The organism is Mucilaginibacter flavidus (genome assembly GCF_024055575.1).
Taxonomy (GTDB): Bacteria; Bacteroidota; Bacteroidia; order Sphingobacteriales; family Sphingobacteriaceae; genus Mucilaginibacter; species Mucilaginibacter flavidus.
Genome location: NZ_JAMXOE010000029.1, coordinates 1 through 14,668, shown reverse-complemented (window position 1 = coordinate 14,668; position 14,668 = coordinate 1). Strand labels below are relative to the sequence as shown.

The 14,668-nt window shown below is 44.4% G+C and carries 16 protein-coding genes; 8 read left to right on the top strand and 8 right to left on the bottom strand.

Going from position 1 to position 14,668, the window contains the following annotated elements:
• The first annotated feature begins 131 nt into the window (after window positions 1–131).
• The 6 genes from NAF19_RS26745 to NAF19_RS26720 all read left to right on the top strand — a co-directional run bounded on the left by NAF19_RS26745 (window position 132) and on the right by NAF19_RS26720 (window position 4,706).
• Window positions 132–668 (top strand): hypothetical protein, encoded by a 537-nt coding sequence (locus NAF19_RS26745; RefSeq protein WP_252793437.1) that lies wholly within the window; start codon window positions 132–134, stop codon window positions 666–668.
• A gap of 15 nt (window positions 669–683) precedes the next feature.
• Window positions 684–908 (top strand): hypothetical protein, encoded by a 225-nt coding sequence (locus NAF19_RS26740; protein WP_252793436.1) that lies wholly within the window; start codon window positions 684–686, stop codon window positions 906–908.
• A gap of 111 nt (window positions 909–1,019) precedes the next feature.
• Complete coding sequence (locus NAF19_RS26735) at window positions 1,020–1,232, top strand: hypothetical protein (protein WP_252793435.1); 213 nt, start codon at window positions 1,020–1,022, stop codon at window positions 1,230–1,232.
• A gap of 12 nt (window positions 1,233–1,244) precedes the next feature.
• A complete protein-coding gene (locus NAF19_RS26730; protein WP_252793434.1) occupies window positions 1,245–1,445 on the top strand; it encodes a hypothetical protein in 201 nt (66 codons plus the stop codon).
• A gap of 227 nt (window positions 1,446–1,672) precedes the next feature.
• Complete coding sequence (locus tag NAF19_RS26725) at window positions 1,673–3,724, top strand: prolyl oligopeptidase family serine peptidase (protein ID WP_252793433.1); 2,052 nt, start codon at window positions 1,673–1,675, stop codon at window positions 3,722–3,724.
• Between the two features lie 199 nt (window positions 3,725–3,923).
• Window positions 3,924–4,706 carry an SGNH/GDSL hydrolase family protein gene (locus NAF19_RS26720; RefSeq protein WP_252793432.1) on the top strand — a complete coding sequence of 261 codons (783 nt, stop codon included), beginning with the start codon at window positions 3,924–3,926 and terminating at the stop codon, window positions 4,704–4,706.
• Window positions 4,707–4,772: 66 nt separating this feature from the next.
• Here NAF19_RS26720 and NAF19_RS26715 read toward each other — a convergent pair whose 3' ends face one another.
• The 7 genes from NAF19_RS26715 to NAF19_RS26685 form a co-directional block, all read right to left on the bottom strand.
• Complete coding sequence (locus tag NAF19_RS26715; RefSeq protein WP_252793431.1) at window positions 4,773–5,309, bottom strand: hypothetical protein; 537 nt, start codon at window positions 5,307–5,309, stop codon at window positions 4,773–4,775.
• Window positions 5,310–5,451: 142 nt separating this feature from the next.
• Window positions 5,452–6,756, bottom strand: coding sequence for an NAD(P)/FAD-dependent oxidoreductase (locus NAF19_RS26710; RefSeq protein ID WP_252793430.1), 1,305 nt, complete (start codon window positions 6,754–6,756; stop codon window positions 5,452–5,454).
• Window positions 6,757–7,008: 252 nt separating this feature from the next.
• Entirely contained in the window at window positions 7,009–8,187 is a 1,179-nt protein-coding gene (locus tag NAF19_RS26705; RefSeq protein WP_252793429.1) for an alpha/beta hydrolase, read from the bottom strand.
• 36 nt (window positions 8,188–8,223) lie between these two features.
• Window positions 8,224–9,261 carry an SAM-dependent methyltransferase gene (locus tag NAF19_RS26700; protein WP_252793428.1) on the bottom strand — a complete coding sequence of 346 codons (1,038 nt, stop codon included), beginning with the start codon at window positions 9,259–9,261 and terminating at the stop codon, window positions 8,224–8,226.
• A 213-nt stretch (window positions 9,262–9,474) separates the two neighbouring features.
• A complete protein-coding gene (locus NAF19_RS26695; RefSeq protein WP_252793427.1) occupies window positions 9,475–10,269 on the bottom strand; it encodes a DUF1295 domain-containing protein in 795 nt (264 codons plus the stop codon).
• Window positions 10,262–10,597 carry a DUF1475 family protein gene (locus NAF19_RS26690; protein WP_252793426.1) on the bottom strand — a complete coding sequence of 112 codons (336 nt, stop codon included), beginning with the start codon at window positions 10,595–10,597 and terminating at the stop codon, window positions 10,262–10,264. Before NAF19_RS26690 ends, NAF19_RS26695 begins: the two co-directional genes overlap by 8 nt.
• Before the next feature lie 206 nt (window positions 10,598–10,803).
• Window positions 10,804–11,343 carry a peroxiredoxin gene (locus NAF19_RS26685; protein WP_252793425.1) on the bottom strand — a complete coding sequence of 180 codons (540 nt, stop codon included), beginning with the start codon at window positions 11,341–11,343 and terminating at the stop codon, window positions 10,804–10,806.
• A 79-nt stretch (window positions 11,344–11,422) separates the two neighbouring features.
• Here NAF19_RS26685 and NAF19_RS26680 point away from each other — a divergent pair, with 79 nt between their 5' ends.
• On the top strand, window positions 11,423–12,418 hold the full coding sequence (locus NAF19_RS26680; RefSeq protein ID WP_252793424.1) for a Kelch repeat-containing protein: 996 nt from the start codon (window positions 11,423–11,425) through the stop codon (window positions 12,416–12,418).
• Window positions 12,419–12,472: 54 nt separating this feature from the next.
• Here the strand turns inward: NAF19_RS26680 and NAF19_RS26675 are convergent, their stop codons facing one another.
• Window positions 12,473–13,348, bottom strand: coding sequence for a TIM barrel protein (locus NAF19_RS26675; RefSeq protein WP_252793423.1), 876 nt, complete (start codon window positions 13,346–13,348; stop codon window positions 12,473–12,475).
• Between the two features lie 363 nt (window positions 13,349–13,711).
• Between NAF19_RS26675 and epsC the strand changes: the two genes are divergently transcribed.
• On the top strand, window positions 13,712–14,524 hold the full coding sequence (gene epsC / locus NAF19_RS26670) for a serine O-acetyltransferase EpsC (protein ID WP_252793422.1): 813 nt from the start codon (window positions 13,712–13,714) through the stop codon (window positions 14,522–14,524).
• Window positions 14,525–14,668 lie beyond the last annotated feature (144 nt).

Sequence of the window (14,668 nt, the reverse complement as noted above, 5' to 3'; positions counted from 1 at the left end):
TATGTGAGTGGTTGATTAAGTTATCTAACCCCAATTTCATCAACTCAATCCAACCCAATCAACAAAAAAACAGGCCTGCTATTCAAAATAGCAGGCTTTTTTATTTACTTTGGGGCGTTAAAACACATACCATGAAACACTTGAACTTAAAATTAATCGCGAAATCCTTTTTATTAGCAGGGATATTTTGCTGCAGCATTGTGTATGCAAATGCGCAGGCTAAACCGGCCGCTGCCAAACCGGCGGCCAAACCTGTCGCTGCCAAGGCGGCCGTGGCACTACCCGCAGTAGGCAGAAGCGCCGTTAGCGTGGTTGATACTTTCTTTAAAAAATATAAAAACGACGGCACATCTGCGGCTATCGACTTCCTTTTCGGCACCAATAAATATTTCACCAACACAGCCGGCATCACCCAGCTAAAAGCCAAGCTCGATTCGTTACGGCAGGGGATAGGCATGTATTTGGGCAAGGATCTTATCTCCCAAAAAAATGCCTCAAACAGCCTTTATTTTTACAGCTACCTGGTTAAACACGAAGTGCAGCCCCTGCGGTTTACCTTTATTTTTTACAAGCCGCAAAGCGATTGGGTACTATACCGCTTTAAATACGACGACCAGATGGATATTGAGCTGGAGGACGCAGGAAAGATTAATAATAAACATCCGTAATTTTTTAGATAGGTATTGAACTCAAAAAGATCGTCCGTCAGAAAATCAATATGGTCTGATACCCGCGAGGCATCCTACAAGGAATATTGTGATGAAATACTTTTCGTCAAAAAGATGACATTGACTTTCGATGACGCGTTCGTTTACCTACGGTCGGCAGACGAAGAAAGGTTTCTTTTAGAAATCAGCAAGCCGAAAGCTACGTGGTATGAAATATGGCTTAAATTAAAATCAATTTAGGTACTTAAATCTTCCAACTGGTTATGATCAATCAGCTCATCGCTACCGGTGTAGCACCTAAAAGCGTTTGGGAGATTTTTTATTCCGTTCTTACTTATCTATATTAGCAACATGCAAAAAGGCATCGACAAAAAGCTGCTCATTCCCTTCATCACCTCCATAGGTTTTATCGCCATCAGCGTAAACAGCATTTTTAAGGGTATTGACCAACACCAAACCTGGCGCATTGTGCTGGCATCTGTTGGCGGGTTGTTTTTTGTGGTGATTGCAGCTATTATTATCAATGCCTTTATCAAAAACCGCAAAACAACTGCCGAAGGATAATACAACAGCGCCATGAATAAAAACAGCCGGGTAGTATTTTACTTTATATTTATTTGTACAGTAGTCATAAATATTACCACCTTGATAAATGGCGTGCAAAAGCATGAAACCTGGCGCATTGTTACTGGTGCCGCATCATTAGGCTTAATGCTTACCGCAGGCATAATTGTGCTTGTAAAAACATACCGTCAAAAAAGCAAGCAGGTATCTTAGCAACGACGACTTTTTCTGCGGGCTGAGAACGAAATCACCAATATAGAACTTTCACATCTTTCCTGTCTTTCCTATCTTTCGGACTTTTCCGACTTTCCGGTCTTTCCTGACTTTTCCGACTTCTCCCAAAAAATCCTATCTTAGCGTACCAACTAACCCTTGCAATGAAAACTATTAACTGTTTATGCACAGCTGTTTTATTTTGCAGCTTTGCCTTTGCTCAACAAATGAATACTAAAACACTCACCTACCCCGCTACCAAAAAAGTTGATACTGTAACTACCTATTTCGGCACCCAGGTGCCCGACCCATTCCGCTGGCTGGAAGATGATCGCGCCGCCGATACCAAAGCCTGGGTACTGGAAGAAAATAAGGTAACATACGACTATTTAAGCCAGATACCTTACCGCGATGCCATGCACGCCAGGCTTAAACAATTATGGAATTACGAAAAATACAGCGCACCTTTTAAAGAGGGCCAGTACACCTATTTTTATAAAAACGATGGCCTGCAAAGTCAATCTGTTTTATGGAGACAAATAGGGGACGGAGCGCCCGAAATATTCCTCGACCCTAATAAATTCTCGGCTGATGGCACCACTTCATTACAGGGGATCGATTTTACCAAAGATGGTAGCATGGCAGCCTACCAGCTATCAGAAGGCGGCAGCGACTGGCGCAAGGTTATCGTAATAAAAACTGCTGATAAAAGCATGATAGGCGATACCCTTATCGACGTAAAATTCAGCGGCATAGCCTGGAAGGGTAACGAGGGTTTTTATTACAGCAGCTATGATAAGCCGAAGGCTGGAAGCCAACTGGCGGGTATTACTCAATACCATAAACTGTTTTATCACAAACTGGGCACGGCACAAAGCAGCGATGTGTTGATTTTTGGCGGCGACACCACGCCACGCCGGTACATCGGCGCGCATTTAACCGAGGACGAGCGGTTCTTAATTATATCTGCCGCAAAAGAAACTACCGGCAACGAGCTTTATATACAGGATTTAAGCAACCCGAACAGCTTAATTATTAACGTTATCGATAATTTTGATAACCAGCATTCCGTACTGGATAACGCAGGCAGCAGGCTTTATATCGTTACCAACCTGTACTCGCCAAATTTTAAAATTGTTACCGTTGATGCCTCCGACCCAAAGCCAAAAAACTGGAAGGATTTGATACCCCAAACCACCAACGTGTTGAGCGCCACAACCGGCGGCGGTAAAATATTTGCCGAGTATTTAAAGGATGCCACCTCGTTTGTGCAGCAATATGATATGGAAGGCAAGCTAGAGCGTACTATTACCCTTCCATCAATTGGCACTGCCAGCGGCTTCGGCACAAAAAAGGAAGAGAAGGAAACCTATTTCACCTTTACCAACTATGTTTACCCGGGCACTATTTTTAAGCTGGATATAGCTACAGGCGTTTCAACCATCTACAAAAAGTCAGGTGTGCAATTCGACCCGGAACAGTACGAAAGCAAACAGGTTTTTTACCCATCGAAAGATGGCACCAAAATCCCGATGATCATTACCTACAAAAAGGGTACGGTAATGAATGGTAAAAACCCATTATTGCTTTATGCTTATGGCGGTTTCAGCATCAGTCTTACCCCGGCCTTTAGTACATCAAATATTATTTTGATGGAGCACGGCGGCATTTACGCAGTACCCAACCTGCGCGGCGGCGGCGAGTACGGCGAAAAATGGCACAAAGCAGGTATTAAAATGAAGAAGCAAAATGTGTTCGACGATTTTATTGCCGCAGCCGAATATCTCATCAAACATAAATACACTTCAAAAGACTACCTGGCTATTTCGGGCGGCTCAAACGGCGGCTTGCTGGTGGGTGCGGTAATGGCCCAACGGCCCGATTTGTGTAAGGTGGCGTTCCCGGCAGTTGGGGTAATGGATATGCTGCGTTATAACAAGTTTACCGCCGGCGCCGGCTGGAGCTATGACTACGGCACAGCAGAAGACAGCAAAGAAATGTTCGACTATTTGTACAAATATTCGCCTTATCATGCTTTGAAACCGGCCAGCTACCCTGCCACTATGGTTACCACTGCCGATCATGACGACCGTGTAGTGCCTGCACACTCATTTAAGTTTGCGGCGCGCCTGCAGGAATATCAGAAAGGCCCGGCGCCAACCTTCATCCGCATTGAAACCAAGGCGGGCCACGGCGCAGGCCAAAGCACCGAGCAGGTTATAAGCGGCCAGGTTGACAAATGGGCGTTTATGTTTTGGAATATGGGGGTGAAGTGGTGAGTGGAGAGTAGTGAATAAGAAAAGCCTTTTTTGTCATTCTGAGCGACAGCGAAGAATCTTATAAAACTGAGAAGTCGCCGATACTCCCTGTCCAGCGTTTAAATCGCGTGTAGAAGATTTTTCACTGCGCTCAAGAGATAGTTCTTCACTGCGTTCAGAATGACAAAAAGATTGATTTAAACCAGTTGTCGATATAATTATGATAAGATTTAAAACACCGCTACTAATAGCATTAATGCTATTTAGCGTAATCAACCTTTTTGCACAAGGCAAAAAAGATCTCAATATCGTATTCATCGGCAACAGTATAACGTACGGCGCCGGCCTTGCCGATCCCGCAGCAGAAGCCCCACCGGTTATTGCTGCAAATTACCTGAAACAGCAATCGAACATAGGCAAGGTCGAAATTGCAAACCAGGGGCATGGTGGTTATACCACTGTCGATTTTTTGCCAACCACAAATGGCGTTTTTAAAGATGTTGAAAAGGCAGCACAATCGTTTAACGATAAACAAGCCCTGCTGATATTTTCGATAAAGCTGGGTACTAATGACAGTGCAATTGAAGGCCCGCGCGGTGCACCTGTTTTTCCTGAAAACTACTACCAGAATTTAAAACTGATTGCTGATAGCCTGCTCAAGGAATTCCCGTCTTCCGTTGTTATTTTCCAGCACCCGGTTTGGTATAGCCCCAATACCTATAATGGCGCCAGGTACCTTGCCGAAGGGTTGGAACGCCTAACCAACTATCTCGCTGAAATTGACTTACTGGTACAGGACTACGCCGCCACCTACCCCAAACGTGTTTTTGTTGGCGACACCAAAGGCTTTGACTATTTCAAAAAACATTCAACTACCGATTTGCAGCCCGAGCAAGGTCACCAGGGAACGTTTTATCTTCACCCTAATAAACAGGGCGCAGCAGCCTTAGGGAACTTTTGGGGCGATGCAATAAATAAGGTGGTGAAGAAACTAGGTAAATAATTAAAACAAAAAAAAGCCCCGGCAAACGCCAGGGCAATTCTATTTAATTGTAGGTTATACGCGTAATTAGTCGCGATCGTGGCCGTGTCCGTGACCCTTGTCATGGCCTTCGCCTCTGTCATGGCCTTCGCCCCGGTCATGCCCGCGTCCCCTGTCGCCATGGTCCCGCTGGCCATTATGGTTGCCATTATCATGCCAGTGGTTGCGGTAACGTTCGTCGCGGCTGTCGCGGATTACTACCTGGTCCCTGCGGCCCCTGTAGTTTGCATACCTGGTACGGTAAACGTCGTGGCGTTCCCACGGATTACGCTCATTTACCACTACTTTGTAGCCATGGTAACGATCGTAATTGGCATACCTTGCAGGTAAATAAGTACGGTGCACCCAGACGTTGTTTTCGAGGTAAACATAACGATGCGTAGGTACGTCGTAATAAGTGTCAATATCCGGCATATAATAATAATCGGCATGATCGTAGCCTACCGGACCCCAATCAGGCTGACTGCCTATGTTTAATCCTAAGCTAACGCTAACTTGTGCATCGGCTGTTTTTATCGACAAGCAGCCAAATATTATTGCTGCTATTAAAATTAACTTTTTCATAATAATATCCTTGTTTGAAATGATAGACAATTATTATTGTCAATAGTTTATTTTATTTTTTGTATTTTCTAATATCGGACTGGTTATCAGTAGCTTTTCTTGTTACACGTATCGAAAAAAGCGGACTAAATGCTTGCATACGCTATTCATAAACAGGCTTCTCCAACAACTGTGAGCATAACGCCACTGCACTTGCAAAAGCATCTTCATGAAAGCCATATTTAAAATAACTGCCGCAAAAGTATATGGGGCCGTTTTGATTTAACGTTTGCAATTCTGCCTGGGCACTTATTGCCGGAACGTCAAACAGGGGGTGATCGTAATCCAGCTCTTTTATTATTTTGTTTTCGTCCAATCCTTCGTGTGGGTTTATCGATACGAAGTAATCCTTTTTATCAGATACGCCCTGCAACCTGTTCATCCAGTAAATGGTGGTTGGGCTTAGCTTGCCGTCCTGCATTTTTATACTGTAGTTCCAACTGCTCCAGGCCAGCTTTTTTTGGGGCATGATACTTTTATCGGTATGCAATACTGCTTTGTTGTATTGATATTTAAAATTGGATAGCAATCTCTGCTCTTCGTTGGTTGGGTTGCCCAGCATGGCCAAAGCCTGGTCGCCGTGACTGGCAATAATCACCCGGTCAAATATCTCCTGCGAACCATCCGAAGCGTGCACGGTAACCTTGCCATCTTCACGGGTTACCTTTATGGCTTTGCGATTAACGTGTATTTTATCTTTAAAGGGCTTTATCAAAATTTCGCGGTAAGCCTGGCTGCCTTTTTCTAAGGTATACCATTGGTGTTGGGTGTCCAACCCTAAAAAACCATGATTCAGAAAGAAGCGGATCAATGTCACCGCCGGGAAATCCAGCATCTGCTCCATCGGCGTCGACCAAACAGCAGAACTCATCGGCACCAAGTATCTCCACAGCATATCCTCGCCAAAATTAAACTCCTTAATATATTCACCTATCGAATAGTTGGCATATTTCGGGTCGTCCAGTATTTTAACGCTTTCTTTATTGAAGCGGCCAATCTGGTTCAGCATTTTGATATAGCGCAGGTTGAAAATGTTTTTACGCTGGGCAAAGAGGTGGTTAACACTCGACCCGCTGTACTCCAACCCGCTCGGCATATGCTGCACGCTGAAGGACATATCCGTTTTTTTAATGGGCGCCTTTATCTCATCAAACAGCCTGCACAGGTTGGGATAAGTTTCAAAATTAAATACCATAAACCCGGTATCAATATAAACCGGCTTGCCATCCTCATCAACGGTAACCGTGTTGGTATGCCCGCCCACATAATCGGCTTGCTCGTAAACGGTTAAGTCGGCGACTTCATGTAAAAAATGTGCACAGCCCATACCGGCAATACCGGTTCCTATTATAGCGACGCGGGGGCCCCCTAACTCCCTAAAGGGGGAACTAATATCTGGTTGGTTCATTTGTTATATTCAATTTTTTTGCCTACTAGCTTATTTTGTAGTGGCGATAACATATTGGTTAAATAAGAACTGTAGCTCACCCTCTTTGCGCTTGCGCAGAGAGGGTCGACCAGCGAAGCGAGGTCGGGGTGAGTCAACGCCGCCGTGCATTGGCGCTAATGTATTTGCGTTAACGCCGCCTCAAGAGGACTCACCCGGTCGTTGCTTCGCTCGACCTGCCCTCTCTTTGCAAGCAAAAAGAGGGCGAAAAAATTATTTATTTAGGGCTTCGCCCATTACCGTTTTCAAAAATGTCTCCACCGCATAAGTAGACAATTGCCCGCCCGGCCCGTTCAAATTATAATCAAACCCATGAGTTGCCCACGGCAGTTTCAGCCAGTAATGTTTGATGCCATTTTGTGTCAGTTTTAAATCGAGGCGGCGGCTATGCTCGGGCGAAACCAGCACATCATTATTACCATGAATAATAAGGGTCGGAACGGACTGCCTGTTTACAAATTCCAAAGGCGAGCAGGCCACATATTTCTGCGGAACTTTGCTGTAAGGCCCGCCAATATATTGCTCCATGACTTTCCGCGAATCCATAATTAACGGGTTGGACGGTATAGAATACCCCCAAACCATATCTGCCGGGCCATAAAAATCAACCACACCTTTTAAAGCGGGTTCGTGCATGGTATAAGCTGCCAGCAAAGCAATCTGCGCTCCTGCCGAGCGGCCTATTAATATGAAGTTATCAGTGTCGATATGTAACTCATCCGCATGCTGGCGACAGTAGGCTATGGTTGCCTTTATATCCTCAACAGGTGCGGGCGTTTGCCATTTGGGTGCCATGCGGTAGTTTATAGAGGCCACATTGTAACCCCTTAACGCCAAATAACTGTTGAGTTCCGGCAATTGTTGACTGTCGCCACCAGCCCACGAACCGCCGTGAACCACAATGACACACGGTCGTTTCATTTTCTCATATTCTGCTTCGTCCATATTGGGGATAAGCCGTGAACCTCCGGGCAACTGCGCCGGGTAGAAATCCATAGCCATTGATGTGTCGCTATATTTTACATAGGCGATGGTTTTGTATTTGACACCTTCAGCGGATTTAAACATCCTGAAAAAACTGAAGGCAGTTTCGCCATTTTCTTTGGTGCCGAACGCTTGCGCCATATCCTGTTTTATGTCTTTTGATACCCAGTAAGCGCGCACAATAGGGGAAAGGAAAATCGCCAGCGTAATCAGCCCTAAAACCGTCCCTGCCATTTGATAACGCTGTATCCAGATACCAATAGCCAGCATAAATATGGTAATACTTGCAAATAGCATAGGGAATTCGGTAACGTTTATGGCCAGCAGCCACAAATGATATTCGGGCGCCTTAAATATGCAAAGCAGTGAAATGAGGAAGAGAATAATTAAAATGTAAAATCTAATCATATGTTATTTTTATGTAGAGACACAATACTTGTGTCTCTACGATTGGCGCGTTTTATGAAACAAATAATGGCTTACAATCCATTCGTTGCCATTGTTATAATTCCACAGTTCGGCACAGGCCATATAAAATATCCGCCAGTAAACCCACCATTTCACTGCCTGATCTTTTCCGTAGGTATCTTCAAACAATGGCATAATTTCGGCTTTGTGTCTGTCCATGTTTTTCAGCCAGTCCTCGGCTGTTTTGCCGTAATGTGTGCCGTTTACATGCCAGTGCTGCTCAGCTACCAAATCATCGTTAAAATAAAATAAAAGGTCGTCGCTGGGCATAATGCCGCCGGTAAAAAAATATTTGCTCATCCAGTCGGTATCGTCAATTACCTCAAACAGGTAGGCGTATTCTTTATGGGTAAAAATATGAATAAACAGCTTGCCATCCGGTTTCAGGCACGACGCTACCTTTTTCATTAACAAAGTATAATTACGCATGTGCTCAAACATCTCTACCGATACCACCCGGTCAAACTGGTCGTCAATTTTAAAGGTGTTCATGTCCGCAGTTATCACCATTAAATTGGTAATGCCCCGCAGCGCAGCCTGTTCGTCGATATGCATTTTTTGTGTACGCGAATTCGATACCACCTTAAAAGTACTGTCGGGGTATTTCGCCGCCATGTAAAGCGATAGCGAACCCCAGCCGCAGCCAAGTTCCAATACCTGCTGCCCGTTTTTAAGCTCTGCCCTTTCACAAGTAAGCGCCAGCATATCGTCCTCAGCCAGGTCGAGGCTAGTTACACCGGGTTTATAATAACAGCTTGAATATTTTAGGTTTTTGCCCAGGCAGTACTGGTAAAATTTAGTGGGCACTTCGTAATGCTGATGGTTGGCATCAACGGTATTAACCGCAATAGGCGATGCTTTTAGTTTGTCAATCAAAGTCATCAGGTGTGCCTGCTGCGCTTCAACATCGCCTTTATTCTCGTCGGCTAGCCGTTGCTTTAATAATTTGCGGATGCCCTGCCTCAGCAAAAAATCAGGGACTTTATTTTGTTCAATCAGTTTATCGTACCACATGTAATAGGGTTGGCAAAAGCCGGCTCGTTTGTTGTTTTTGTTTGTTTAAGCAGTTTACGTTTTTTTATTGGAGATGGATTGTGAATAGTGATTTTTTTAGAGCCATGGGGAATAGAGGTATGAGAACCAAGAGTCAAGAATCAAGAGCCAAGTTTGGAAACGCTTCGTAAGTGATGATGTCAAAGCGTTTTTTTCTTGGTTCTTGACTCTTCTTCAAACTTTTCTAAACCACGGCACAAACACACTCACTTTTTCCTGGTACCTTTTAAACGCTTCCCCTTTCGACCGTAAAGACTGCTGCTCGGTAGCCGGAATGCCGGTAACCTTCGTAAGCAGGTATAAAATAATAGCCGGACTAATTATAGCTAAATATCCATAAGGCGACCCCAGCGCGAATACAAAATATGACACCCACATCAGCCACTCAAAAAAGTAGTTTGGGTGCCGTGAGTAACCCCATAGGCCGGTGTCGCAAACTTTGCCTTTGTTTGCCGGATTCTTTTTAAAATTGGCCAGTTGCTGGTCTGCAGTTGCCTCGCCAATTACGCTTATCAGCCATAAAATAGCACCGGCATATTCAAATAGCGACAGTTCAGTGTTGGTATTCATCGCGACGATAAAAAATGGTATGGCCAGCAACACATTACTTGCTGCCTGCATTTGGAAAAAGCCGGCCATTTTTACCTCGGCGCTTGCTCCCCACTCTTTACGGATTTGAGCATATCGCGGTTCTTCTTCGTGCAGGTGTTTTAAAACCCGCACCGCTAAATGAGTGCCCAATCGTACCCCGGCAATAATCACCATGCTACAAAGCAAAATCTTGCGCATTTCAAATCCCGGCGCCAGTAATAACAATATGATGGCGATAACAGGGAAGTTATATGACCAGAAAATATCAACCACGCCTGCATTTTTTATTTTGTACGACCACAGCCATACAAAAAACATGATTACGCAGCAGGCTATTAAACTATAAAGCGCCAGCGCCCATACTGAATGATTATCCATTTTGTTTGCTAAAAAATTCTTTCAATCCTTCGTTCGGTTTAAGCTTAAACAGTTGTATCAGCACATAACCGCAGGTAGCAATGCTGCCTAAAGCTACCAATAATATAAGCCAGATGATCATCAGCACCACGCTTTTTTCTTTGCAGCAAACCCATAAAAAAATAGCAGCTACATTGGCATAAAAATCCCAAAGGGTAGCCCGCATCCAGGGTATGCCGCCTAAAAAGTTCCATTGTTCAAATAGGTTGCTGTGAATGCTGGTATTTATTACCTGGTAGCACATCCAGATAAAGAGCAGGCTGAAGAAGATTTTGAGAGATGTTATCATGATTAGTTCATAGTTGATAGTTCATAGCCGAAAAAGTAGTGTATAGTAAGTTAACAGTTAATGGCCGCAAAATGTTATCAATAGCATTTAGATATAGGCGATGGAACCCATTGCGCTATGAACATCTGTTGCTACAGGGGCCATTAGCCATGGGCTTGCCGCTACCATGAACTATCCCGCACGTGCGGGATCAACTATAAACTACCTCACTTATGTCCTTTCACAAACGCCAGTGCATCGTCCGCGTGTTTTTTGCCCTGCATCATTGCTGTGTAAGTAAATGCTATTTTACCTTCTTTATCAACCACAAACGTTTGGCGGCCGGTCATAAACATTTTATTTTTTACCCCGAATTTATGATAAACTACGTTATCCGGGTCGCTTAATAAAATAAAAGGCAGCTTGTAATGGTCGGTGAAGCTCTTATGGCTTTCAACCGTACCGGCATTTATGCCGATTACTTTGGCGCCGGCTTTGGTGAAATCATTAAAGCTGTCCCTAAACTGGCAGGCTTCTTTGGTGCAAACCATGCTTTCATCCTTTGGGTAAAAATAAATTACCAGAAAATTTTTACCTACATAATCAGCACTGCTAAAGCGTTTTCCGTTTTGATCGGTAAGCGCAAATGCCGGCATTTTATCGCCAACTGCCAGCTCTTTTTGTTCAGCCTGGGCGTGCGCTTTTCCAAATGTTGCAACCGAAAAAACAGCAGCTAACAATAAACCACAACTTATTTTGATTTTCATATGGTAACATACGAAGAATTAGGGAGAAGCCGATTTATTAAACCATAATTAAATCCTATTTTTAAAGAAACCAATTATCATGAAGAAATTCACCGCCGGTATGATTGTCCTTACTGTGTTTACCTTTAGCCTGTTTGCACAGGATAACACAAAAACAACTTCGGGGGGCTGGGAAATAATTGCCGCACAGGATGCACCTGTTAAGCGCGAAGACTGCGGCTTCGTTGAAGTTAACAACCACTTTTACCTGCTTGGCGGCCGTGGCATTAAAACGGTTGATGTGTTCGACCCGGCGGCAAACGTTTGGGCACATAAGGGCAACACCCCATTTGAGATGCACCATTTCCAGGCGGTGGCCTATAAAAATAAGATATATGTAGTTGGCGGCATGACCGGCGGCTATCCGCATGAAAAGCCGCTGGAGAATATCTACATATACGATACCCAAACAAACCAATGGCAAAAAGGCCCTGCCATGCCCGCCGGGAGACTGCGTGGTAGCGGCGGCACCGTTGTTTACAAGGGAAAGATTTACCTGGTCGGCGGCATACAGGATGGGCATTTTGAAGGCACGGCAACATGGATGGACGAGTTTGACCCCGAAGCAGGCACCTGGCGTACGATGCCCGACGCTCCGCGTGGCCGCGACCATGCCCATGCAGCAGTAATTGGCAGCAAATTATATTTTGCGGCGGGCCGGCGCACATCAGGCAAAACAAACGAAGTTATACAACTTACCATCCCCGATGTGGATGTATTTGATTTTAAAACCAAGCGGTGGACAACCCTGCCATCAACCCAAAACCTGCCCACGCTCAGGGCCGGTGGTACGGCTGTGGCTTTTAAACAAATGCTGGTTGTGATGGGCGGCGAAAGCAGCACGCAGGTGCCATCGCACAATGAAGTGGACGCTTTTGACACAAAATCCGGTACATGGATAAAACTACCCCACCTGGTAACCGGCCGGCACGATACGCAGGCTATAGTTTACAAAAGCAAAATATACATTGCGGCTGGCGCCCCAAAACGCGGTGGCGGCGATGACCAAAACACCATCGAAGTTTTCACACAATAAAAAAGCCGGGCGTAATTAAACTACCCGGCCTGAGTTGATTGATTGTAAAGATTGTTAAACTAAGTTGCTCTTAATGTAGTTGATGCTGGTGGTGATGCTGTCGTAAGGGTTGCCTGGGCAAACGTCCTGCTCAACAAAGAAGTATTTTAAACCGGCCTTCTTAGCGTGCTTGAATATGTTTTTAAAGTCGATAACGCCGTTACCTACTTCCGTAAAATTGCGTTTTTCGGTTTTATCCATATCCTTAACATGCCATAGCGGGAACCGGCCCGGATGCTCATTGATCAGCTTAATAGGGTCCTGGTTGGCTTTGGTTACCCAATAAAGGTCCATCTCCATTTTTACCAGGTCTTTATCAGTTGCAGCCAATAACGCTTCGTATGGATATTTTCCGTCTTCCTGTATAAATTCAAAATCGTGGTTATGGTAGCAAAGCTGCATACCTGCTTTTTTGCAGATCTCGCCTGCGGTATTTAAATCACCTGCTATTTTTTTGTAGTGGTCAATTTTGCCACGTTCAACCGGCGACAACCATGCGCAAACCATGTATTTTACCCCAACAGTGGCGGCGTCGTCAACAGCTTTTTGCCAATCGTTTAATATGGTGCCTTTCATGTCCTTGCTGTCCTCGCCTAAACGGTAGTGACTGCTGGGCATTATTAAACCATTTGATTTTAAAAGCGCAGCAAATTTAGCCGAATCCATTCCGTAGAATTTTTCGCTGCCCGTGTAGGTAGCGCCTTCAACAGATGTGTAGCCTATTTGTGCAACCTTGGTTAAAGCAGCAACAGGGTCGGCGCCCATAGCATCCCTAACAGTGTATAATTGCAGGCCGATATACTTTTTGTCGTAGGCAAACAGTTGTGGGGCTACTAATAACCCGGCAGATAGCACGGCCGAAGTTTTAAGAAACGATCTCCTGGTACTCATTGGTTTAATAATTGGTGATGGTAAATATAGTGTAAGTTTGACACAATCAAAATTTTTTTAATTATTCCCGGTCGGAGGTTAGAGCTTAGGTTTGGTAAAAGGTTTAATTTTTGAAGTCCGAAAGACCGAAAGTAAAAAAATAGGAATGTCACTAAGCGCCAATTGCAGCGTCTTTTGGACTTACGGTCTTTTCCGACTTTCCGGACTAGAACACTAATCTCTAAATTTACAAACCAACAACAATATTTTATATAAACTTGTAATTTCAAATATACTATTAGGTCTATAGTTTTAGGGAAAGATTAAATTACCTTTAAAGCCATTCACAGTAAAATTTGAATGCAACCAATTATTAATAAATAAATGACCAATGAAGATTTTTACCGGCAGTTGTTTGATAAACACGACAAAACCGAGGCAGTAGCATCAAACAGGGAAATAGCTGCCTGGGCCCTGCAGGTGATCCGGCTATTATTCCCGGAGCAATCCAAACAGGAGTTTCACACCATAGCCGAATTAAAGGACGAGTTCAAAAAGTTGCGGAACGAGCTTTGCCTGGTGATGAGTGCCACCAAAGCCTGTGAAAACTGTGATAGCGACCAACTGTCAAAATCGGTTTTTGAACAGCTGCCCGAGGTTTACCGCCTGCTGAATACCGATATACAGGAAATTTTTGAAGGCGACCCGGCTGCGCGCACTGAGTTTGAAGTGATTCGCACTTATCCCGGCTTTTTTGCCATATCATTTTACCGGCTGGCGCATGTATTATATCAGCATGATGTACCATTGTTGCCACGTATATTAACCGAGTACGCTCACTCAAAAACAGGCATCGACATTCACCCTGCGGCGCAGATTGATGAATATTTTCACATTGATCATGGCACCGGCATTGTAATTGGCGAAAGCTGCGTTATTGGCAAGCACGTTAAGTTGTACCAGGGCGTTACCCTTGGCGCCTTAAGCGTATCCAAAAATATGGCTTTTACAAAGCGCCACCCAACGGTTGAAGACTACGTGGTGATATACTCCGGTGCTACCATACTGGGAGGCGAAACCACAATAGGGCACCACAGCACTATTGGCGGCAATGTTTGGCTGACTAAAAGTGTAGAGCCAAACTCGACAGTTTATCATAAGCCAGCTCTTGTTGTGCTGAATAAAAATAAAGATTAAGAACTGCAGCTCACCCTCTTTGCGCTTGTGGCCGTTGCGCAACTAAGCTAGCCAATAAGGGCTTGCAAATAAAGTTCTTTGAAATATTGATTAAAACATTGATTATTAGTATATTAGCGCATGCAAGGAAAGAAAACACATCAA

Excerpts from the sequence above, each read along its gene's own strand:
- NAF19_RS26680 (WP_252793424.1), top strand. The coding sequence starts at position 11,423 with ATGAAGAAATTCACCGCCGGTATGATTGTCCTTACTGTGTTTACCTTT.
- NAF19_RS26710 (WP_252793430.1), bottom strand. The coding sequence starts at position 6,756 with ATGAACCAACCAGATATTAGTTCCCCCTTTAGGGAGTTAGGGGGCCCC.
- NAF19_RS26715 (WP_252793431.1), bottom strand. The coding sequence starts at position 5,309 with ATGAAAAAGTTAATTTTAATAGCAGCAATAATATTTGGCTGCTTGTCG.
- NAF19_RS26695 (WP_252793427.1), bottom strand. The coding sequence starts at position 10,269 with ATGGATAATCATTCAGTATGGGCGCTGGCGCTTTATAGTTTAATAGCC.
- NAF19_RS26730 (WP_252793434.1), top strand. The coding sequence starts at position 1,245 with ATGAATAAAAACAGCCGGGTAGTATTTTACTTTATATTTATTTGTACA.
- epsC (WP_252793422.1), top strand. The coding sequence starts at position 13,712 with ATGACCAATGAAGATTTTTACCGGCAGTTGTTTGATAAACACGACAAA.
- NAF19_RS26745 (WP_252793437.1), top strand. The coding sequence starts at position 132 with ATGAAACACTTGAACTTAAAATTAATCGCGAAATCCTTTTTATTAGCA.
- NAF19_RS26735 (WP_252793435.1), top strand. The coding sequence starts at position 1,020 with ATGCAAAAAGGCATCGACAAAAAGCTGCTCATTCCCTTCATCACCTCC.
- NAF19_RS26685 (WP_252793425.1), bottom strand. The coding sequence starts at position 11,343 with ATGAAAATCAAAATAAGTTGTGGTTTATTGTTAGCTGCTGTTTTTTCG.
- NAF19_RS26700 (WP_252793428.1), bottom strand. The coding sequence starts at position 9,261 with ATGTGGTACGATAAACTGATTGAACAAAATAAAGTCCCTGATTTTTTG.
- NAF19_RS26690 (WP_252793426.1), bottom strand. The coding sequence starts at position 10,597 with ATGATAACATCTCTCAAAATCTTCTTCAGCCTGCTCTTTATCTGGATG.
- NAF19_RS26705 (WP_252793429.1), bottom strand. The coding sequence starts at position 8,187 with ATGATTAGATTTTACATTTTAATTATTCTCTTCCTCATTTCACTGCTT.
- NAF19_RS26725 (WP_252793433.1), top strand. The coding sequence starts at position 1,673 with ATGAATACTAAAACACTCACCTACCCCGCTACCAAAAAAGTTGATACT.
- NAF19_RS26675 (WP_252793423.1), bottom strand. The coding sequence starts at position 13,348 with ATGAGTACCAGGAGATCGTTTCTTAAAACTTCGGCCGTGCTATCTGCC.
- NAF19_RS26720 (WP_252793432.1), top strand. The coding sequence starts at position 3,924 with ATGATAAGATTTAAAACACCGCTACTAATAGCATTAATGCTATTTAGC.